Annotated in this window: 19 protein-coding genes and 1 tRNA gene; 10 read left to right on the top strand and 10 right to left on the bottom strand. The window is 66.3% G+C overall.

Annotated elements, in window-relative coordinates; translation table 11 throughout:
• Positions 1–17 precede the first annotated feature (17 nt).
• Genes ACUDP5_RS04295 through def form a run of 3 tightly spaced genes read left to right on the top strand, consistent with a single transcriptional unit; the run spans position 18 to position 2,119 of the window.
• Entirely contained in the window at positions 18–1,160 is a 1,143-nt protein-coding gene (locus ACUDP5_RS04295) for a 2-aminoethylphosphonate--pyruvate transaminase (RefSeq protein WP_445658211.1), read from the top strand.
• A gap of 11 nt (positions 1,161–1,171) precedes the next feature.
• On the top strand, positions 1,172–1,567 hold the full coding sequence (gene gloA / locus ACUDP5_RS04290) for a lactoylglutathione lyase (RefSeq protein WP_263913893.1): 396 nt from the start codon (positions 1,172–1,174) through the stop codon (positions 1,565–1,567).
• A gap of 18 nt (positions 1,568–1,585) precedes the next feature.
• Entirely contained in the window at positions 1,586–2,119 is a 534-nt protein-coding gene (def, locus tag ACUDP5_RS04285; RefSeq protein WP_445658210.1) for a peptide deformylase, read from the top strand.
• Here the strand turns inward: def and ACUDP5_RS04280 are convergent.
• A complete protein-coding gene (locus ACUDP5_RS04280; RefSeq protein ID WP_445658209.1) occupies positions 2,107–4,464 on the bottom strand; it encodes an acyl-CoA dehydrogenase in 2,358 nt (785 codons plus the stop codon). The two genes, def and ACUDP5_RS04280, sit on opposite strands and share 13 nt — an antisense overlap.
• Positions 4,465–4,613: 149 nt before the next feature.
• Between ACUDP5_RS04280 and ACUDP5_RS04275 the strand changes: the two genes are divergently transcribed.
• Entirely contained in the window at positions 4,614–5,843 is a 1,230-nt protein-coding gene (locus ACUDP5_RS04275; RefSeq protein WP_263913890.1) for a spore maturation protein, read from the top strand.
• Positions 5,844–5,888: 45 nt separating this feature from the next.
• On the opposite strand, the gene pyk is transcribed toward ACUDP5_RS04275, so the two are convergent.
• On the bottom strand, positions 5,889–7,331 hold the full coding sequence (gene pyk, locus ACUDP5_RS04270; protein WP_263913889.1) for a pyruvate kinase: 1,443 nt from the start codon (positions 7,329–7,331) through the stop codon (positions 5,889–5,891).
• Between the two features lie 103 nt (positions 7,332–7,434).
• Between pyk and ACUDP5_RS04265 the strand changes: the two genes are divergently transcribed.
• Complete coding sequence (locus tag ACUDP5_RS04265; protein ID WP_263913888.1) at positions 7,435–8,577, top strand: glycerate kinase; 1,143 nt, start codon at positions 7,435–7,437, stop codon at positions 8,575–8,577.
• A 66-nt stretch (positions 8,578–8,643) separates the two neighbouring features.
• Here the strand turns inward: ACUDP5_RS04265 and rsmA are convergent, their stop codons facing one another.
• From rsmA to ACUDP5_RS04250, 3 genes are read right to left on the bottom strand one after another with little or no spacing between them, the layout of a single operon-like run.
• On the bottom strand, positions 8,644–9,435 hold the full coding sequence (gene rsmA, locus ACUDP5_RS04260; RefSeq protein WP_263913887.1) for a 16S rRNA (adenine(1518)-N(6)/adenine(1519)-N(6))-dimethyltransferase RsmA: 792 nt from the start codon (positions 9,433–9,435) through the stop codon (positions 8,644–8,646).
• Positions 9,436–9,454: 19 nt separating this feature from the next.
• A complete protein-coding gene (locus ACUDP5_RS04255) occupies positions 9,455–11,029 on the bottom strand; it encodes a peptidylprolyl isomerase (protein WP_263913886.1) in 1,575 nt (524 codons plus the stop codon).
• Complete coding sequence (locus ACUDP5_RS04250) at positions 11,026–13,431, bottom strand: LPS-assembly protein LptD (protein ID WP_445659128.1); 2,406 nt, start codon at positions 13,429–13,431, stop codon at positions 11,026–11,028. Before ACUDP5_RS04250 ends, ACUDP5_RS04255 begins: the two co-directional genes overlap by 4 nt.
• 168 nt (positions 13,432–13,599) lie before the next feature.
• Between ACUDP5_RS04250 and ACUDP5_RS04245 the strand changes: the two genes are divergently transcribed.
• The 3 genes from ACUDP5_RS04245 (at position 13,600) to ACUDP5_RS04235 (ending at position 16,182) form a co-directional block, all read left to right on the top strand.
• Positions 13,600–14,640, top strand: a complete 1,041-nt coding sequence (locus ACUDP5_RS04245) for an aminoglycoside phosphotransferase family protein (RefSeq protein WP_445658208.1) — start codon at positions 13,600–13,602, stop codon at positions 14,638–14,640.
• A complete protein-coding gene (gene murU / locus ACUDP5_RS04240; RefSeq protein WP_445658207.1) occupies positions 14,640–15,326 on the top strand; it encodes an N-acetylmuramate alpha-1-phosphate uridylyltransferase MurU in 687 nt (228 codons plus the stop codon). The genes ACUDP5_RS04245 and murU overlap by 1 nt, the downstream gene beginning before the upstream one ends.
• 157 nt (positions 15,327–15,483) lie before the next feature.
• Positions 15,484–16,182 (top strand): DUF6776 family protein, encoded by a 699-nt coding sequence (locus tag ACUDP5_RS04235; RefSeq protein WP_263913883.1) that lies wholly within the window; start codon positions 15,484–15,486, stop codon positions 16,180–16,182.
• Positions 16,183–16,257: 75 nt separating this feature from the next.
• Here ACUDP5_RS04235 and ACUDP5_RS04230 read toward each other — a convergent pair whose 3' ends face one another.
• The 3 genes from ACUDP5_RS04230 to ACUDP5_RS04220 all read right to left on the bottom strand — a co-directional run bounded on the left by ACUDP5_RS04230 (position 16,258) and on the right by ACUDP5_RS04220 (position 18,148).
• On the bottom strand, positions 16,258–16,584 hold the full coding sequence (locus ACUDP5_RS04230) for a 4a-hydroxytetrahydrobiopterin dehydratase (RefSeq protein WP_263913882.1): 327 nt from the start codon (positions 16,582–16,584) through the stop codon (positions 16,258–16,260).
• Positions 16,585–16,675: 91 nt separating this feature from the next.
• A complete protein-coding gene (locus tag ACUDP5_RS04225; protein WP_263913881.1) occupies positions 16,676–17,323 on the bottom strand; it encodes an OmpA family protein in 648 nt (215 codons plus the stop codon).
• 156 nt (positions 17,324–17,479) lie between these two features.
• Positions 17,480–18,148 carry an HAD family hydrolase gene (locus ACUDP5_RS04220; protein WP_263913880.1) on the bottom strand — a complete coding sequence of 223 codons (669 nt, stop codon included), beginning with the start codon at positions 18,146–18,148 and terminating at the stop codon, positions 17,480–17,482.
• Positions 18,149–18,434: 286 nt separating this feature from the next.
• On the opposite strand from ACUDP5_RS04220, the gene ACUDP5_RS04215 reads away from it, so the two are divergent.
• A complete protein-coding gene (locus tag ACUDP5_RS04215) occupies positions 18,435–19,058 on the top strand; it encodes an FMN-dependent NADH-azoreductase (protein ID WP_263913879.1) in 624 nt (207 codons plus the stop codon).
• Between the two features lie 144 nt (positions 19,059–19,202).
• Here the strand turns inward: ACUDP5_RS04215 and ACUDP5_RS04210 are convergent.
• Together ACUDP5_RS04210 and ACUDP5_RS04205 are read right to left on the bottom strand one after the other, a co-directional pair.
• A tRNA-Lys gene (locus ACUDP5_RS04210) sits at positions 19,203–19,278 on the bottom strand.
• Positions 19,279–19,470: 192 nt separating this feature from the next.
• Positions 19,471–20,217: a 3-oxoacyl-ACP reductase family protein gene (locus tag ACUDP5_RS04205; RefSeq protein WP_445658206.1), complete on the bottom strand. Its 747-nt coding sequence runs from the start codon at positions 20,215–20,217 to the stop codon at positions 19,471–19,473.
• A gap of 117 nt (positions 20,218–20,334) precedes the next feature.
• Here ACUDP5_RS04205 and ACUDP5_RS04200 point away from each other — a divergent pair, with 117 nt between their 5' ends.
• Positions 20,335–20,979 carry a TetR/AcrR family transcriptional regulator gene (locus tag ACUDP5_RS04200; RefSeq protein ID WP_263913976.1) on the top strand — a complete coding sequence of 215 codons (645 nt, stop codon included), beginning with the start codon at positions 20,335–20,337 and terminating at the stop codon, positions 20,977–20,979.

The following is a 20,979-nucleotide window of genomic DNA, read 5'->3' as shown; positions in this document are numbered from 1 at the left end:
CCTCGGAGACACCAAAAATGCTGCTGCTGATTCCCGGCCCGGTCACGACCGATGCCCGGGTGAAGGCCGCCATGGCGCAGGATTACGCGCCCTGGGACAACGAATTCCGCGCGCTCTACCGCCAGGTCTGCGCCGGCGTGCTGCGCGTGGCCCAGGCCGACGCCGCCCACCACGAAGCGCTGGCGCTGCCGGGCTGCGGCCATTTCGCGGTGGAAGCCGCGATCCGCACCTTCGTCCCCGCGGGCGGACGCCTGCTGGCGCCGTCCACCGGCGCCTACGCCAGCCGACTGCAGAAGCTGGCGGCCGACGCGGGCCGCATCGCCGTGCCGCTGGCCGTCGGCGCACGCGAACGCGTCGATCCGCAAGCCGTGGCGCGAGCGCTGGAACAAGACCCCACGCTGACCCATGTGGCGCTGGTCTACAGCGAAACCGGCAGCGGCATCTGCCACGACGTGCCCGAACTGGCCCGGGTGGCCCACGCCCTGGGCCGCCGCGTCATCGTCGACGCCGTGTCGGCCTTCGGCGCGCTGCCGCTGGACCTGGCTGCCCTGCCGGCCATCGATGCCGTCGTGCTCACCGCCAACAAATGCCTGGAAGGCCTGCCCGGCGCCGCCTTCGTCGTGGCCCGCCGTGACCGCCTGCAAGCCGCCCAGGGCAACGCCGGCAGCTGGTCGCTGGACCTGGCCGACATCTACCAGCACACGCTGGCGCCCAACGCCGGCCCGCGCTTCACCCCGCCCGCCCCGACGCTGGCGGCGCTGGCCGTGGCGCTCGATCTGTATCACCAGGAAGGTCGCGAAGCCCGCCTGGCGCGCTACACCGCCAACATGCGCACGCTGTACGAGGGCGTGGCCGGCCTGGGCCTGACGCCCTACCTGCCGCCCGACCTGCAAGGCCCTATCGTCGTCAACGTGCATGCGCCCGACGCCCCGACCTGGAACCTGCAGCTGTTCGTCGATGCGCTCAAGCAGCGCGGCTTCATGCTCAGCAATTTCACCAACACCGAACAACCCACCTTCCGGGTCGGCTGCATCGGCGCCTTCGGGCCCGACCAGATGCGGCTTGCGGTCGACGCCATGGGCGGCGCGCTGCAAGACCTGGGCATTTCCAGGGACCATGCCGGGCATGCCCGGTTCGTCCCCCATCCCCTCACCGCCTAAGGATTTTCCCCATGCGTATGCTCCACACCATGCTGCGAGTCGGCAACCTCGACAAGTCCATCGATTTCTACACCAACGTGCTCGGCATGCGCGTCCTGCGCCGCAACGACTACCCCGACGGCAAGTTCACCCTGGCCTTCGTGGGCTACCAGGACGAATCCGAAGGCGCCGTCATCGAGCTGACCCACAACTGGGACACCGACAAGTACGACCTGGGCACCGGCTACGGCCACATCGCCCTGGAAGTCGACAACGCCTACGACGCCTGTGACAAGGTCAAGGCGCGCGGCGGCAAGGTCACCCGCGAAGCCGGCCCGATGAAGCACGGCACCACCGTGATCGCATTCGTGGAAGATCCGGACGGCTACAAGATCGAGTTCATCCAGAAGAAAGGACGCGTGGACTGAAGCCCCCACGCCATCGCCATGATCCACACCATCCTGAAAATGGGCGATCCCCGGCTGCTGCGCATCGCGCCGCCGGTCGAGCGCTTCGATACCCCCGAGCTGCACGCCCTGATCGCAGACATGTTCGAGACCATGGCGGCGGCGCAAGGCGTTGGCCTGGCCGCGCCGCAGATCGGCGTGGACCTGCAACTGGTCATCTTCGGCTTTGACCGCAACGAGCGCTATCCCGATGCGCCCGCGGTGCCGCAGACCATCCTGTGCAATCCCGTCATCACGCCGCTGTCGGACGAGATGGAAGACGGTTGGGAAGGCTGCCTGTCGGTGCCGGGCCTGCGCGGCATGGTGCCGCGCTACCGCCACATCCGCTACCGCGGCAAGGATCCCTACGGCCGCGACATCGAGCGCGAAGCCGAAGGCTTCCATGCCCGGGTGGTGCAGCACGAATGCGACCACCTGATCGGCCGGCTGTATCCGTCCCGGATCCAGGATTTCACGAAGTTCGGCTTCACGGAAATCCTGTTCCCGGGCATGGACCCGAATCAGGACGACTGATCGGCAGGCGGTGTCGGCGCGGGCTTGACGTCCGTGCCGGCATCGGCTGCGGGCTCATGTGCCGGCGAGGCTTCGGTCTTGGCCGCGGGCTCGCGGCCCGGCGTGGCTTCGGCCTCTGCCGCCTGCGGCGACAGGTCGCGCGGCGCGAAATCATCCACTTGCAGCACCCGCGACACGATCGCCTCGGCCTCTTCCAGCTGCGCCGCCTGCGATGCCGAGATCGCACCATGGCGATGCGCCTCGCGCCAGTCGCGCACGCCCGACTGCTTGAGCCGGTCGCGGATCGGCTGCACCGCATCCACCACCGCAAAGGCGCGCGTCAGCAGCGCCAGCGGATCATCGTCTTGCGCACTGTCGGCCGCCGCCCGTTGCAGGTCGGCCGCCAACCGCACGTGGGTGGGCGACGGTTTGAGCAGCAGTTCGGCGCATTCGCGGGTCAGCGCGTCGTCCGGCCCCTTGGCCAGCCGCAGCGGCAGGATAGCCGCCCGCAAGCCCCAGGCCATCACCCGGCCGGGCAGGTTCGACAGCACCTGGTCCATGCGTTTTTCGATTTCCGCGTAGCCCTGTTGCAGGCACCAATGCACCAGCGGCAGGTCGTCGTGCTTGCGGCCTTCGTCTTCCCAGCGCTTGAGCACCGCCGACAGCAGGTACAGCTCGGACAGGATGTCGCCCAGCCGCGCCGAGATCATCTCGCGGCGCTTCAGCCCGCCGCCCAGCTGGGCCAGCGTGGCATCCGCCAGCAGCGCGAAGCCGGACGCATAGCGCCCCAGCCGGCGATAGTGCCGGGCGGTGGGCCCGGACACCGGCGTCGGCGCCAGGACGCCGCCCGTCCAGGCGCGGCCGATGGCACGCAGCGCATTCATGCCGGTGTGCCGCAAGTGACGCCAGAACACGTCATGGAAGACCTCCATGCCGCGCTCTTCGTCGGGGTTGCCCAGCGCCAGCATTTCCGGCATCAGGTACGGATGGGCACGGATGGCACCCTGGCCGAAGATGATCAGGTTGCGGGTCAGGATGTTGGCGCCTTCCACCGTAATGGCGATGGGCACCGCGCGGTACAGCGCACCCAGGTAATTGCTGGGCCCGTCGATGACCGCCCGGCCGGCATGCACGTCCATGGCGTCGTTGACCGACACCCGCATGCGTTCGGTGGCGTGGTACTTCATGATGCCCGACACCACCGCGGGCTTCACATCCTGGTTCAGCGCCGCGCAGGTCAACCGGCGAGCGGCTTCCACCAGGTAGGCATTGCCCGCCAGGCTGGCCAGCCTTTCCTGCACGCCCTCGAACTTGCCTACCGGGATGCCGAACTGTTCACGCACCCGGGCATACATGCCGGTGGCGTGGGCGCTCATGACGCAGGCGGCGGCCGACAGCGATGGCAGCGAAATGCCGCGCCCCGCAGCCAGCGCGCTCATCAGCATCTGCCAGCCGTGGCCGGCGCGCTCGGCCCCGCCGATCAGGGCGTCCAGCGGCACGAACACGTCGTGGCCGCGGTTGGGGCCGTTCTGGAACACCTGCATGGCCGGCAGGTGGCGGCGGCCGATCTCGACACCGGGCGCGTCGGTGGGCACCAGCGCCACCGAAATGCCGATGTCGCGCGCGCCGCCCAGGATGCCATCGGGGTCCGACATCTTGAATGCCAGCCCCAGCACCGTGGCCACCGGCCCCAGCGTGATGTAGCGCTTGTGCCAGTTCAGCCGCACGCCGATCAGCTCGCGCCCATCGACCACCTGACGGCAGACGATGCCGGTATCGACCATGGACGCGGCGTCGGAACCGGCCTCGGGGCTGGTCAGCCCGAAGCACGGCACCTCGCGGCCATCGGCCAGGCGGGGCAGCCAGTAGTCGCGCTGGGCGGGCGTGCCGAACTGCAGCAGCAGCTCGCCCGGTCCCAGCGAATTGGGCACCATCACAGTGACCCCGGCGGTGATGGAATAGGCGGAAATGCGCCGCACCACTTCGGAATGCGCGTAAGGCGAAAAACCCAGCCCGCCGTAGCGCTTGGGAATGATCATGCCGAAAAAGCGCTGTGCCTTCAGAAACGCCCAGACCTCGGCCGGCAGGTCGCGCCGGTTCCAGGTGATGTCCCATTCGTCCAGCATGGCGCACAGCTGCGCCACGGGGCCGTCGATGAAGCGTTGTTCGTCGGGCGTCAGGGTGGCGGCGGGCACATCGAGCAGCTTGCGCCAATCGGGGTTGCCGGTGAACAGGTCGGCATCCCACCAGGTGTCGCCAGCCTCGATGGCTTCGCGTTCGGTGGGCGACAGCGGCGGCATGGCCTTGCGGGCCCAACGATAAGCGGGTTCGGAGATGCGGCGCCGGCGCCATGCGTTCAAATCCATGTGCTCCCCTTCTTGTTCGATGCCACTGGGCGTATCGGGTCAAAGTACCAGAATTGGGGGGCCGGGGCCAAGCTGGAGCGGGCTGACTCTGCGACAATGGGCCTCCCCTTTGCGGGAACGCAATCAACCGCTATCCAGGCACACGCCGCATGCTGAACAAACTCTGGCTGGGCTTTTTCCTGACGGCCACCGCTGCCGCCCTGTACCGCTGGCTGGCCATCGGCGAGCCCGACGTCTTTCGCGCCATGGTCGCCAGCCTGTTCGACATGGCGCGCATCTCGGTCGAAGTCATGGTGCTGCTGTTCGGCACCCTGACGCTATGGCTGGGGTTTCTGCGCATCGCCGAGCGCGCGGGCCTGGTCGAGAAGCTGGCGTGGCTGCTCGGCCCGCTGTTCGCCCGGCTGATGCCGGAGGTGCCGCGCAACCATCCGGCCATCGGCCTCATCACGCTGAATTTCGCCGCCAACGGACTGGGACTGGACAATGCCGCCACGCCCATCGGCCTGCGTGCCATGCGCGAGCTGCAATCGCTCAATCCCAAGCCGGACACCGCCACCAACGCGCAGATCCTGTTCCTGGTGCTGAACGCGTCATCATTGACGCTGCTGCCGGTGACCCTGTTCATGTTCCGCGCCCAGCAAGGCGCGGCCGATCCCACCTTGGTGTTCCTGCCGATCCTGCTGGCCACCAGCGCATCCACGCTGGCCGGCTTCCTGGCGGTGGCGGCCTGCCAGCGCCTGCGGCTGGCCGATCCCGTCATCCTGCTGTGGCTGGGCGGCGTGGCGCTGGTGCTGGGCGGCTTCATGGCGCTCCTGGCCAGCATGTCGGCCAACGCCATCGCCGCGCTGTCGTCGCTGATGGGCAACCTGGCCCTGTTCGGCATCCTGCTCGCCTTCCTGGTGGTGGGCGCCTGGAAAAAAGTGCCGGTCTACGAGGCCTTCATCGAAGGCGCCAAGGAAGGCTTCGACATCGCCAAGAGCCTGTTGCCGTACCTGGTGGCGATGCTGTGCGCGGTGGGCGTGTTGCGGGCCTCCGGCGCGCTGGACTTCCTGCTCGATGGCATTCGTTGGGTCGCCGCCCACGCCGGCTGGGACACGCGCTTCGTGGATGCCCTGCCCACCGCCCTGGTCAAGCCGTTCTCGGGCAGCGCAGCCCGCGCCCTGATGCTCGAGACCATGACGCACTTCGGGGTGGACAGTTTTCCGGCGCTGCTGGCGGCAGTGGTGCAAGGCAGCACCGAAACCACCTTCTACGTGCTGGCCGTGTACTTCGGTTCGGTCGGCATTTTGCGTGCGCGCCATGCGGTCGGCTGCGCGCTGGTCGCCGACCTGGCCGGCGTGCTCGCGGCCATCGGGGTGTGCTACTGGTTCTTCGGCTGAACGCCCGCGGCGCCGGTCCTGATCCGGACCGACGCCGCAGCCCGATCAATCGACCAGCAGGATCTTCATGCCATTGGTGCCGCCGCTGTCGCGGTAGAAGTCGCCCTTGGTCAGGATGACCCAGTCGCCCTCTTTCACCAGGTTGCGCTTCTTCAGTTCATCGATGGCGGCGTTGCTCAGGTCGGCCGGCTCGTAGTCGGACGGTGCGAACGGAATGGTGTAGACGCCGCGGAACATGGTGACGCGATTCTGCGTGACGCTGTGCGGGCTGTAGCAGTAGATCGGCACGCCGGAGCGGATGCGCGACATGATCAGCGGCGTGTGGCCGCTTTCGGTCAGCGCGATGATCGCTTTCACGCCCGGAAAATGGTTGGCCGCATACATGGCCGCCAGCGCGATGGTCTCGTCGCAGCGGGTGAAGGTTTCGCCCAGGCGATGGTGCGACTTGGTGCTGGTGGGGTGCTTTTCGGCGCCCAGGCACACGCGCGCCATGGCCTGCACGGTCTCGACCGGGTATTGGCCCGAGGCGCTTTCGGCCGAGAGCATCACGGCATCGGTGTAGTCCAGCACCGCGTTGGCCACGTCGGACACTTCGGCCCGCGTGGGCATCGGGCTGGAAATCATGGACTCCATCATCTGGGTCGCGGTGATCACCACCTTGTTCAGCGTGCGCGCGTGCTGGATGATGCGCTTCTGGATGCCGACCAGTTCGGCGTCGCCCACTTCCACGCCCAGGTCGCCGCGTGCCACCATCACGCCATCGCTGGCGCGGATCAGCGCGTCCAGCGCCTCGTCGTCGGCCACCGCTTCGGCGCGTTCGATCTTGGCGATGATCCAGGCCTCGCTGCCCGCCGCGCGCAGCAGCTCGCGCGCTTCGTCGATGTCGCTGCCGTAGCGCGGGAACGACACGGCAACAAAGTCCAGTTGCATTTCGGCGGCCAGCTTGATGTCGACCCGGTCCTTGTCGGTCAGGCTGGGCGCGGACAAACCGCCGCCGCGCCGGTTGATGCCCTTGTTGTTGGACAGCGGGCCGCCCACCGTGACGGTGGTGTGGACCTCGTCGCCTTCGACCCGGTCCACCACCAGCACCACGCGACCATCGTCGAGCAGCAGCTCGTCGCCCACGCGGCAGTCCTGCACCAGTTCGGGGTAATCAATGCCTACGATGCTGGCCGTGCCGGCGTCTTTCGGATACACGCGCGACAGTGTGAACGGCTGGCCCACTTGCAGGTGCACCAGCTTGTCGGTGAAGCGCGCGATGCGGATCTTGGGGCCTTGCAGATCGCCCATGATGGCCACGAAGCGGCCTTGCCGCGCCGCGGTCTCGCGCACCAGGCGGGCGCGTTCGCGGTGATCGTCGGCGCTGCCGTGCGAGAAGTTCAGCCGTGCGACGTCCAGGCCCGCCTTGATCATGGCGTCGATGCGTTCTGGCGTCGACGTCGACGGGCCCAGGGTGGCGACAATTTTGGTGCGGCGCAATACAGGCATGGCGATCCACTCTCACATGAACAACGAAAGCGTTATGGTACGCCGCCCGCGAACGCGCGGGTATCATGGTCAACACCCTGACACCCTCTCTGCCGCCGCCATCGTGAAAATCGTCATCGCTCCTGACTCGTTCAAAGAAAGCGTTTCCGCACCCGTTGCCGCCGCGGCCATCGCGCGCGGCGTCAAGGCCGCCTTTCCCGGCGCGCAGACCGTCTGCATCCCCATGGCCGACGGCGGCGAAGGCACGGTGCAGGCCGTGCTGGCCGCGGCGGGCGGCCAGGCGCGGCAACGCACGGTCAACGACGCGCTGGGCCACAAGGTCGATGCCATCTGGGGCCTGCTCGATGACGGCACGGCCATCATCGAAATGGCCGCGGCGGCCGGCCTGGAACTGATCGCGCCGTCCAAGCGCGACCCCCTGCGCGCCAGCAGCCACGGCGTGGGTGAATTGATCGTGGCCGCGCTGGACGCCGGCGCCAAGCACATCATCCTGGGCCTGGGCGGATCGGCCACCAACGACGGCGGCGCCGGCATGCTCACCGCGCTGGGCCTGCGCCTGCTCGACAAGGACGGCCGCAGCTTGCCGCCCGGCGGCGGCGCACTGGGCCAACTCGCCAGCATCGACGCGCGCGGGCTGGATGCGCGCCTTGCCAACGTCCGCTTCGACATTGCCTCCGACGTCGACAATCCCCTGTGCGGGCCGCAAGGCGCATCCCATGTGTTCGGTCCGCAAAAAGGCGCTACGCCCGAGCAGGTGCAGACGCTGGATGGCATGCTGTCGCACTTCGCCGATGTCTGTGCGCGCCAGTTGGGCGCCGACCACCGCGACGAGGCCGGCGCGGGCGCCGCGGGTGGACTGGGCTTTGCCGCCAAGACCTTCCTCAATGCGCACTTCCGCCCCGGCGTCGACATCGTCGCCGAACTCGGCGGCCTGGCCGCGGCCATGGAAGGAGCCACGCTGGTGTTTACCGGCGAAGGCCGCATGGACGCCCAGACCCTGCGCGGCAAGACACCGGCCGGCGTCGCCCGCATCGCGCGCCAGGCCGGTGTGCCGGTGGTCGCCCTGGCCGGTTCGCTGGGCGAGGGTTACGAGGCCCTGCACGCCGGCGGCATCAGCGCCGCCTTCAGCCTGGCGCCCGGCCCCATCACGCTGCAGCAGGCGCTGGCCGATGCCGAACGCCTGCTGCACGATCGCGCGCGCGATGTCATGCAGCTATGGATGGCAGCGCAAAAGCGCATGCTGTAGTCCTTCGCGCTTTCACGACACGAAAAAAAGCCCGCGCGACGCGGGCTTTCTTGGGGGGATGCCGCGTCAGCCGCGCTGCAGGATGCCGGCCTCGACCAGCGCATCGGACAAGCGGATGTATCGGTCCACCGAAATGTCTTCGGCACGCGCCGTCGGCGCGATATCCAGCGCTTCCCAGGGCACCTGCGGTGCCCAGTCGGCCAGCACCCGGCGCAGCATCTTGCGACGCTGCGAGAACGCACGGGCCACCACCGTTTCGAAGGCGCGTTCGCTGACCGGCCGCAGGCGGTCGGCCGGCAACGGCACCATGCGCACGATGGCAGACACCACCTTGGGTGGCGGATCGAAGGCCTCGGGCGGCACGTCGAACAGCTTATGCATGCGGTAGCGCGATTGCAGCATCACCGACAGGCGGCTGAAATCGCCGCTGCCAGCCTGCGCCACCATGCGATCGATCACTTCGCGCTGCAGCATGAAGTGCTGGTCGCGGATGTGGTCGGCCCAGGTCATCAGGTGAAACAGCAGCGGACTGGAGATGTTGTACGGCAGGTTGCCCACCACGCGCAGGCCCTTGCCGAACTGCGAGAAATCCACGGTCAAGGCATCTGCCTCGACCACCGTCAGGCGATCGGGTTCGAATTGCTTGCGCAGGCGGGCCGCCAGATCGCGGTCGATTTCAACCGCGGTCAGGTGGTCCAGCCGTTCGAGCAGTGGCCGGGTCAGGGCAGACAAGCCGGGGCCGATCTCGACCACGGTATCGTCGCGGGCGGGCCCGACCGCCCGGACGATGGACTCGACCACGCTCTCGTCGGTCAGGAAGTTCTGGCCAAAGCGCTTGCGCGCCTGGTGTGAAGACATGAAAAGCCCGGGCTGGTGATCAGCGGTTGTTCTGGTTGATACGGTCCTGCTTTTCAAGGCGGTTGTCCACGTACGCCTGGGCGCGCAGTTGATCAAGCCAATCTTCAAAAGCGGGTTGGGCGCGGCGCTCGAACAGGATCTGGCGAGCCTTCATGCGCGCCAGGTCGTCGGTGGCGTCATGCTGACGGCGTTCTTCGACCTGGATCAGGTGCCAGCCGAACGGCGTCTGGATCGGTTGGCTGATGTCACCCGGCTTGAGCGCGTTCATCGCGGCCTCGAACGGCGGCACGGTCTCGCCCGGATTCAGCCAGCCGAGATCGCCGCCCTGCGGCGCCGTCGCGTCCTGCGAGTACTGGCGTGCCATGTCTTCGAACTTGGCATCGCCGGCCACCAGGCGCTGACGCACCTGTTCGAGCCGCTGGCGAGCCAGCTCGTCGCTCATGACGGTGGAGGTCTTGATCAGGATGTGACGCGCGTGCGTCTGCATCACTTCCACCGGGCCTTGCGGCGCTTGCGCCTGGGGCTGCGGACGCGGTTGCGGGGCCGGCGTGGGCACCGGCGCACGTGCCGTACGGCTGGGTGCGGGCTGCGCGGTGCCGCGGTCCATGACCTTCAGGATATGAAAGCCGTTGCCGCTTTGCAGCAGCGTGCTGACCTGGCCTTTTTGCAGGTTGGCGATGGCCTTGGCGAACAGGTCGGGCCAGCCGTCCAGCGGACGCACGCCCATGACCCCGCCCTGAAGGGCTTCGGGGCCATCGGAACTGGCGGCGGCCAGGCTGGCGAAGTCGTCGCCGCGCTTGGCGCGCGCCAGCAGTTCTTCAGCCTTCTTGCGCAAGGCTGCCACCTGGTCCGGTGACGAGCCTTCCGGCACGCGCACCAGGATCTGCGCCACGGCGTACAGCATGGGGCCCGCGGGGGCCGCAGCCTGCTCGGGCGCCGCTTGCGGCTGGGCCGGTTGCTGCGCCTGCTGGGCCGGCTGCGCGGCGGCGGCGAATGCCGGATTGCGGCGCTGGTCTTTCAGGAAGGCGTCCACTTCGGCATCGGAGATGACGATGTTGGAATCCACCGCGCGCTGGCGCAGACGATCCGAACGGATCTCGTCACGCAGGGACTTGCGGTAGCTGTCCCAGGTAGTGCCGGACTTCTCGATTTCCTGGCGCAGTTGCGCCGCGCTGATCTTGTTGCGCTCGGCAATGGTTTTGATGGCCTGGTCGACCTGGGCGTCGTCCACCCGGATCCCCATGCGGTCGGCTTCGTGGCGCTGCACCCGCTCCATGATGAGGCGTTGCAGCACCTGGTGCTGCAGCGTCTTGTCGTCAGGCACCTGGATGCCACGCGCCTTGAGTTCGCCGGCAATGCGCAGCGAGGCATCGCGCAGTTCGCGCAGGGTGATCACGTCCTTGTCGACCACGGCGGCAATGCCGTCGACGAACTGCTCGCCAGCAGGCTGCGACGCGGCTTTCTGCGCGGTGGGCGCGTTCTTGCCGCCCTTGCCGGTCGGCTCCGCCGCATGCGCGGCGGAGAAGGCGGCGCAAACGGCCAGCAACAGCGCGTTGCCGGAGAAGCGACGCAAAGAGTGCAACCTACGCATCATTCATACCTTTCAAATGTGGTCCCGGTAGGAACAGGCGGGGTGATGTTCGAATAACCGGGGATACTTCTATTCAGCAGGTTCATCGGATCGGTTCCCAGGGAACCCAGTCCGGTCAACTCAAGCTGGAAAAACAGCGCCGTGTTGGCATCGGTGGCAGACACGGCATAACGCTGGAACACCATCCGGCCGACCCAGCAGCAATTGCCCTTGTACTCGAGGCCGGCGATGGCCTGCGTGATACGCGGGGAATCGGTCGTGCCGCTCACGGTGCTGGAAGGCCCGTTGCGCAGCGAGTAGTCAACCCGGCCCACGCCATACCAGCGCTTGGTGAACGGCCACTGCACCGCCAGGCTGACCTGGTTCTGGCCCTGGGGCTGGTAGGCCACGCCCGTCTGTGGGTCACGCTGGTAACGGTACGCCAATGCGATCGTCGTCAGGCGCTGCGGCGACCAGCGGCCGCTCAGCAAGGTGCGCGACCAACGGTTGTCGTAGGGGTTGTACTGCGCCGCCACTTCCGTGCTGAAGGTGTCGGTCAGGGCGGCGCTGGCACCTACCAGGAAGTCGGACCGCACGTTTTCGCGCGGCGTCTCGCCCGGCAGGGTCACTTGCTGATCCGCGAAGTACAAGCGCTGCGCCACGGCCAGCGAGGCGCGCTCGAAACCGGTCGAGGCGTCGAGCCAGCGGGTCGTCAGCGCGGCGGTCAACTGGTTGGCATTGGAAATGCGGTCCCAGCCACCGGTATAGATGTTCTCTTCGAACGCCTGCGAAAAACTGAAGTCGGACAACGACGTGTCGTAGACCGGAATCTTGGATTGGTCGCGATACGGCACGCGCAGGTAGTACAGGCGGGGTTCCAGCGTTTGTGTCGACGCCTTGCCGAACAGCGTGGTGTCGCGTTCGAAGATCAGGCCGGTATCCAGCGACATTATCGGCACGGTGCGCGATTGCGAACGTGGATAGCCGACAGACGTGCCGGCATTGGCCGTGCCAGAATTCAGACCGAGCCAGTCGCTGCCGTACCAACTGGTCTGATATTGGGTGTAATTGACGCCCACCTTGGGCACGACGAACCAACCCGGGCGGACGATGGGGTAAGACACCGTAGGATAGGTCTGCAGGCGATCGCCGTTGGGACCATTTCGCTTGCCCAGAAAGAGCGGCTGGCTGAAGCGAACCGCCGTCGAAGTCCAGTCCAAGTCGAAGCCGCCCCAGTCATAACGCGCGCCACGCAGGAATAGTTCGGGTTCCTTGTCGTACGGCGGCGTCAGCAGCGCATTGGGATCCTGCAAGGTCTGGTATTTATAGACCTGAGCATAGGCGCTCCAGTAGTTCGATGCCCAACCCACGCGCGCGCGCTGCGGCAGGTAGGTGGTCGACGCCTGATTCAGGCCCAACTGCGAAATATCCCGGAAATAGTCGTTATCGGATACTTTGGCCACGTCCCAATCGGCGTAAAAGCCATTGGAGAATAGTTGCTGGTGACGCCACCAGTACATCCAGCGGTCATCGCCCGTAACATTGTCGTTAGGTAGATATGCACCATAAATGGCGCCCCCATAGCTGGACCCCAGTGCCGATCCCAGATAACGGAACTCACCCCCCATCTGCAAACCACGCTTGGAGAAGTAACGCGGCTGAATCGTGGCGTCGTAGTTCGGCGCAATATTCAGATAGTAAGGCAACGAAAAGTCGAAGCCACCCTTGCTGGTGGTGCCATACGTGGGCATCAAGAAGCCCGACTTGCGCTCTTTCTTGACCGGGAAGGTCATGTAGGGCGACGCCAGGATCGGCACATCCTTGAAATACAGCACGCCGTTACGGGCCACGCCTTCGTTTTCGTCGAAGTCGATGTCGACCGTGTTGGCCTTGATGTACCAGGACGGCGTCTCGCAAGCGCAGCCGCTGTAGGTCACCGTGTGCAGCCGCATCTGCGACTTGCTGAAGATGTCGGCCTTGTCCGCCACGGCGAAGCCGCCGGTGGCGCCGAGCCAGAAGTTCGGCTTTTCGACTTCGCCGGAATACTTGTCGACGTTGAACTTGGCGTTCGGACCGGTCACCAGGGTGCCGTCGCGCATCATGCGCGCATTGCCCTGGACGTCGACGTCGCCCGTGTCCTTGCGGTAATTGATACGGTCGCCCTTGATCACGCCGTCGATGCGGCGCACTTGCGCCGCGCCGGTCAGGGTCAGGTCGGAATCCGGATCACCTTCGATCGTGTCCGCCTCCATGTAGGCCGGGATGTTCCCGTCCGGCAGGCGGTGCATCCGCAGCCCGGGGGAGGTGCGCAGCTCGGGAGCCGCGGTGATCGACGTCGACGAGGGAGCCGAACCCTGGCTGCCCTGGGCCTGAGCGGCCCCGGCGACGCTGATAGCAGATAGGATCAACCACCGAACCTTGCGCACGAGTGAAAACAGCCCTTTTTTACGATGGGGGAACCAGGCACTGGCGCCCAAGAAGGGCCAATGCTAACGGAAACGAGCCGGTATTATAGAGAAGCCGCGCCAGACGCCCAGCCTTATGTGCGCGGAACCCAAATTTCAGCAATATTGCCCTTCTGACACGGATCTTCCTTGAAAAACGATCACGACTCCCGCCTGGCGCAGATCCGCGCCTGGCTGGCAGGCCTGCCCGCCGAGCTGGGCCTGACGCTGGACTCGCTGCGCCCCGCCTCTGCCGACGCCAGCTTCCGCCGCTATTTCCGCCTGGACGCCGCCGGCCGCACCCTGATTGTCATGGACGCCCCGCCCCAGCACGAAGACTGCCGCCCGTTCCTGCACGTGGGGCAACTGCTGCGCGATGCCGGCCTGAACGTGCCCGCCGTGCTGGCGCAAGACCTGGACCAGGGCCTGCTGCTGCTGTCCGACCTGGGCGAGCAGACCTATTACCAACGCATCCAGGAGGGCCTGGACGACGCCCGCCTGCAATCGCTGTACCGCGATGCCCTGGCCGCGCTGGTGCGGCTGCAACAGTCGGCCACCACCGGCCTGGCCCCCTACGACACCGCCCGGCTGGCCGATGAACTCAAGCTGTTCCCCGAGTGGTACGTGCAGAAGCACCATGGCGTCACGATCGACGACAAGACCGCCCTGGCCCTGGAAAAGATCTTCGCCCTGCTGTCCGCCAGCAACGGCAACCAGCCCACCGTGCTGGTGCACCGCGACTTCCATTCGCCCAACCTGATGGTCTGCGACCAGCCGCAATATGGCCCCAACCCGGGCGTCATCGATTTCCAGGACGCGCTGGCCGGCCCCATCACCTATGACCTGGCGTCGCTGGTCACCGACGCCCGCACCACCTGGGAAGAGCCGCAGCAACTGGACTGGGCCATCCGCTACTGGGAAATGGCGCGCGCCGCCGGCCTGCCCGTGGACGCCGATTTCGCCGAGTTCCACCGCGCCTACGAATGGATGGGCCTGCAGCGCAACCTGCGCATCCTGGGCGTGTTCGCGCGCCTGAACCACCGCGACGGCAAGGCCCATTACCTGGCCCACATGCCCCGCGTGAACGGCTACGTGCGCCAGGTGGCCCAGCGCTATGGGGTCTTCACCCCCCTCCTGCGCCTCTTGGACAAGCTGGACGACCGCCAGGTCAGCGTCGGGTACACCTTCTGATGCGGGCCATGATCCTGGCCGCGGGCCGCGGCGAGCGCATGCGCCCGCTGACCGACCGCCTGCCCAAGCCCATGCTGCCGGTCGGCGGCAAGCCACTGATCGTCTGGCACCTGGAACGCCTGGCCGCAGCCGGCATCCGCGACGTGGTGATCAACCATGCCTGGCTGGGGCACGAGATCGAACGCGCGCTTGGCGACGGCGCGGCCTACGGGGTGCGCATCCGCTATTCGCCGGAAGGCACCGCCCTGGAAACGGCGGGCGGCATCGCCCAGGCCCTGCCGCTGCTGGGTCCGGCCCCGTTTCTGGTGATCAGCGGCGATATCTGGTGTGACTGGGACGTGGCCACCGCCCCCGCCCTGGCCGCCCGCCTGCCGGCGGACAGCGCCTGGCTGCTCATGGTCGACAACCCGGCGCACCACCCCACGGGCGATTTCGTGCTGGAACCCGATGGCCGGATGCATGACCACGGCGAACCCCGTTTGACCTATTCCGGCTTCGGCGTCTACCATCCCAGCCTGTTCGCGGGCATTGCCCCCGGCACCACCGCCAAACTGGCCCCCCTGCTCCGGCATGCCATGGAACAGGACAAGGTCCGCGGCGCACGTCATACAGGCCGATGGACAGACGTCGGCACCCCCCAACGGTTGGCCGACCTTGACGCGCAGCTCGCTGCCCGCCCGGTTTGAATTCCGACCAATGTCCACATATTTCACAATATCAAGGTGCGCAACGAGGCTTGTCCGCGCGCCCAACGCCCCGGGTTAACCGGGTATTCTCTGACGCTTTGGCTCGCGCGCGCAGCGCGCAGCCCGGCACCACACAGGAAGTTTTCTAGGAATGGGGATGTTCGGAAGATCGCAACGGGCCGTATTCAAGCCCTCCGTATACCAACCCGGCCAACGCACGCGCCGCATGCCGCGCTGGCTGGTCCTGCTGCTGGTGGGCATCGCCCTGGGCGCGGGCGGCGTGCTCTTCCTGCAGACCAACTACGGCCCGCAACGCCTGACCGTCGAGCAATCCGAGCAGCTGCACAGCGAACTCAGCGCCTCCAAGCTTGAGAACCAGCGTCTGCAAAGCCAGCTCGAAGAAGCCACGCAACAGCGCGACGCCAACAAGTCCGGTCACGAAAAGCTCACCGCCGACCTGGCCGAGGCCCGCGCCAAGCTGGAAACCCAGAACAAGGAATTGGTCCTGTTCCAGGACGCCATGCCGCCCGATCCCCGCGGCGGCAACCTGGGCATCCGCTCGGCCACCTTCAAGCGCCAACCCGGCCAGCTCGACTACCAGGTGCTGGTGATGCGCGAAGAACGCACCGGCGCGCCCTTCAAGGGCACGCTCACCTTCTCCATCGACGGCAGCTACCCCAACGGCCGCGCCGCCACCATCACGCCGGAAGGCCCGTCACTCAATGTCGACCGCTACGACTACGCCCTGGGCCAACTGAAGCTGCCCGACGGCTTCACCCCCAAGGTCGTGGTGCTGCGCGTCATGGACGGCGCCCAGAAGCAGCAAGCCATGCGCATCTACTACGTGCGCAACTGAGGCCCCGGGCTTCAAGCAAAACCCGCCTGTCGGCGGGTTTTCTTTTTGGCGCCGCGCATTTTCCGAATGCCGCGGCTACGACGCCGCTTTCGGCGCGGTCGCGCCCATCTGTGCAGCGACTTCATCCATGAACTGCGCCATGCGCACGTCCAGTTCCGTCACGCCGCCCGCGTCGTGCGTGGTCAACATCACGTCCACCCGGTTGTAGACGTTGGTCCATTCAGGATGATGGTTCAGCTTTTCAGCAAACATGGCCACCCGAGACATGAAGCCGAAGGCCGCGTTGAAACTGGCGAAGCGAAACCGCTTCTCGATGGCATCGCGCATGGCCACGGCCTGCCAGCCGGACAGTGCGGCAACCGCGATGTCGGTGCCGATACGCGCAGGGGGAAACATGCTCATGGTGAACTCCAGAAAAATAGGCGGGGCCAGGTGCCAGGACCGGCTGCCCGCACAGGGCTCGCCCCAGGCTCCCTGGCCCCGCCAAGCGGCCTTACTGCTTGACCGCGTACAGGTAGATCTCGACCCGGCGGTTCAGCGCGCGGCCGTCTGCGGTGGCATTGTCGCCGATCGGATCGTTGGGGCCACGGCCTTCGATCGACAAGCGTGTCGCTGCCACGCCCTGGCGCGAGAGGTAGTCCGTCACGCTGCGCGCGCGATTCACCGACAGCGTCTGGTTGTGCGCCAGTGCGCCCGTGCTGTCCGTATGGCCCACCACCTTGGCCCGCAGTTCGGGATGCTGGTTGAGCGAACGCGCCACGCTGTCCAGCACCGGCAGCAGCGCCGGCTTGAGGTCGGTCTTGTCCGTATCGAACGACACGTTGCTGGGGATGTTGACCTTCAGGCTGCCATCCGGCATCTCGACCACATCGATGCCCAGCGAGGACGCGCCCGAACGCTGGACGTCATCCTTGACCACCTTCCAGTTGTAGCCGACCAATCCGCCGGCCACCGCACCGATGCCGGCGCCAACCGCAGCGCCCGTCCCGTGGCCGATCAGGGCGCCGATGCCTGCGCCGATAGCGGCCCCCGCGCCCGTGCCCACCGCGGTATTGGTCTGCTGCTGGGTGGCGCAACCCGCCATCAACGCCCCTGATGCGGCAACTACAGCGATACGCTTGAGTATTGTTCTTGAGTACATGACAACCTCCACGATCCTGTCGGTGCGCCGGCGGATGCCGGCAGCAAGAATCATGTTACGTCCAGTCATGCCGCGCGTGTCAGCGGACAGCGCGCAACATTTTGTACCGCGGCTGAGGCAATGGCAGCCGTCGCCAGCCTGTTTTCCTGGCCGGGTTCAACGCACCGGCGCGTCTGTCTGAAAGCGGGCCAGCCAGGGCACGGCGGCTTCCAATCGCGGCGACTGCACCTCCGGCGCCGGGGCGCCTTCCGGCAACGCCAGGCCGACCCGGTTATGCCAGTAGGTGCGCAGCCCCACCTTGCTGGTGCCGAACAGGTCGTAGCCCGACCCCGCGACGAACGCCGCCTGGGAGGCAGGCGTGTCCAGCCGAGCCAATGCCAACGCATACGGCCGCGGGTCTGGCTTGTAGAAACCCGCCTCTTCCGAGGTCACCACCACATCCCAATCCACCCCCAGCAACGCCGCCGCCCGCTGGCCCAGGCGCTGCGAGCAGTTGGTCACCACGCCCAGCCGGCAATGCGGCCGCAACGCCTGCAGCAGTTCACGCGCGCCGTCCCAGGCTGGCAGGCCATCCCAGCCGGCTTCCAGCGCCGCCGGCGCATCGGCCGGCAGGCCAACGGCCCGGGCCGCCATCTCGACCAGGTGTTCGTACGGCTGGTAGGCGCCGCAACCATAGGTCAGGCGCAGGTACTCGGCCCGCCAGGCCCGGCCCCGGGCCTCGGAACCTGCCGCGGCATTCCAGACCGACCAGGAGTCCAGCAAAGCAGTCAGCAGATCGAACAACACCGCGCGGGGATAGGCGGCGGGCGAGGCAACAACGGACATGACGGCACTCCAGGAAATCGATGCCGTCACTATAGAGAGGCCTGTGCGCGACGTGGTTTAGCTGGGGTGCAACCATCCTTAAGGCTTGGGTTAATGCGCCGCTTGCCTGTCCGTGGCACTCAATAATTGCATTTGCAATTACATCGGAAGGCGATAGAATTGCCGCACCAATGATTGCAACTGCAATTGAAATCGTAAAAATCTGAGATGCCAGTTGCGTAGGACGTCTGACAGCGCACGTGTCAGACCACGGCATCTCTCACACTGGTCGTTTGGATCACCTCGCATGCGTCTCCTGAACATCGTGTCTTCCCCCCGCGGCGAACAATCCGCGTCCATTGCCATCGCCAACGCGTTCATCGACGCCTGCGGCCAGGCCTGCCCGTCGCTTGAAGTCGATACGCTGAACGTCTGGGAAGAGGACTTGCCCGACTTCGACAGTCGGACGATCGGCGCCAAATACAAGCGTGTGTCCCACGCGCCTATGGATGATGTCGAATCCTCGGCCTGGGCGCGCATCGAAGCACTCGCCAGGCGTTTCCAGGAAGCCGACCGGATCGTCGTGGGCGTGCCGATGTGGAATTTCGGTTACCCCTACAAGCTCAAACACCTGATCGACCTCGTCAGCCAGCGCAACATGCTGTTCACCTTCAACGGCCAGGCCTATGGCCCCATGCTGCAGATCGAGCGCGCGCTGGTGATCCATGTGCGCGGACAAAGCCACGATCAGGGCGCAGGCGCGAGCAGCCCCGGGTTCACGCACCAGGCTGACTACATCGACTTCTGGTTGAAGTTCATCGGCGTGCAAGAGGTCCGCAGCCTGACGGTGGAACACACCTGGGATGCCCTGGCGCCGGACACCATCGAACAGGCCAAGGCCCGGGCGATTACGATGGCGGGAGATTTCTAAGGAATCAGAATGAGCCCCGTGGTTCAGTCCTGTGGTTCAGTCCTGCGGTTCAGCCCCGTGATTCGATGGGGGCCGCCCGGCACCCAAGCGACCAAAAATGAAAAAAGCCGCTGACGATTGCATCGTCAACGGCTTTTTGAATTCTGGTGGGCTGTGAGTGGCTCGAACACTCGACCTACGGATTAAGAGTCCGCTGCTCTACCAACTGAGCTAACAGCCCTGCACATTCATTCACTTCAATTTGCCCGGGCTTGGCTTGCGCTGTTGCCGTCGCGTCTTGATGTGTGTGAACTGCGAAGAAGCAAGATTATAGGGAGCTTTTTTTATTTGTGCAAGTCAGTCGCTGATCAACCACAAATATCGCGGTCGACGAAGGCGTTGCGACCTCGCCGCAACGCCCATGCCTTGCCCATCATGCCGCGTAGCCGCCATCTACCGCCAGGCTCGCCCCCGTCACGTAGCGCCCATCCGGCCCGGCCAGGAAAGCGACCATGCCGGCGATGTCGCGCACTTCGCCGTAATGCGGCAACGACAGCACCGCCACCAGGTCGGCGGCGTGGTCACCGTCGGCGGGGTTCATGTCGGTGTCGATGGGGCCGGGGTGCACCACGTTGACGGTGATGCCGCGGGCGCCCAGGTCGCGCGCCAGCCCGCGGGTCATGCCCAGCAACGCCGACTTGCTGGCCGAATACAGCGTGACGCCGGCCCGCCCCGAGCGCTCGGCCAGGCAACTGCCGATGTTGATGATGCGACCGCCGTCCGGCATCGACGCCTGCGCGGCCTGGATCGCGACGAAAGGCGCACGCACGTTGATGTTCATCGTGCGGTCGTAGTCCTCCAGCGTGACCTCGTCCAGCGGACCGGCCAGGAAGATGCCGGCGTTGTTCACCAGCACGTCCACCGGTCCCAGCTGTTCAATGGCCTGCTCCACCGCCTGGCGGACCTGGGCCGGATCGGCCGAGTCCGCCTGGATGGCGCGGGCACGACGGCCGCCGGCTTCCAGTTCGCGCACCAGCACCGTGGCTGCTTCCTTGGACGCGGCGCTGACGTAGGTGAATGCGATATTCGCGCCATCCGCGGCCAGGCTCCGCACGATCGCCGCGCCGATGCCTCGGCTGCCGCCGGTCACGAAAGCCACCTTTCCGTTCAGATTCTGCATGGGGTCATCCTTTAATTTGTATTGATCAATACAAATATCATCCATCGGCTCGACTCGGCCGTCAACGATTTTTTTATCGATCAACACAAAATATCGCTCGCGAGTAAAATGCGCCCCATGGCAGAACGTGGGCGCCCCCGGAACTTCGACCGAGCCCAGGCCTTGCGCAAGGCCATGGAAGTGTTCTGGTCGAAGGGATATGAAGGTGCATCGCTAGCCGATCTGACGGCTGCGATGGGCATTAACTCGCCCAGCCTTTACGGCGCATTCGGCTCAAAAGAAGGACTATTTCGTGAAGCGGTGCAGCTTTATCGCGACACCGACGGCGCCGCCTCGCGCCGCGCGCTGACCGATGCCGACACTGCCCGCGACGCCGTGCAAGGCATGCTGATGGCCGCCGCCGACCGCTTCACGGCGCCGGGCGCTCCGCCCGGCTGCCTGATCGTGCTGGGTGCGCCATCGGGTGCCTGCAACGCTGCTGGGGTCGGCGCCTTCCTGGGCGACAGCCGCCGCGAGATGCAAGGCCGCATCCTGGCCCGCTTGACCGCCGGCGCGGCCGCTGGCGAACTGCCCGCAGGGGCCGACCTGAAAAGTCTGGCCGCTTTCTACACCACGATCCTTCACGGAATGTCCATCCAGGCGCGCGACGGCGCCAGCCGCAAGACCCTGCAAGCCGTGGCGCGACAGGCGATGTGCGCCTGGGATGCGCTCACAGGCGGCATGCCCCCTTCCGGCCTGCCCCCAGGCCGCGCAGCTTCCTGA

It is taken from the genome of Achromobacter sp. NCFB-sbj8-Ac1-l (genome assembly GCF_052695805.1).
The sequence above is the reverse complement of the archived record's forward strand: the minus strand, read 5'-3'. Positions and strand labels throughout refer to the sequence as shown.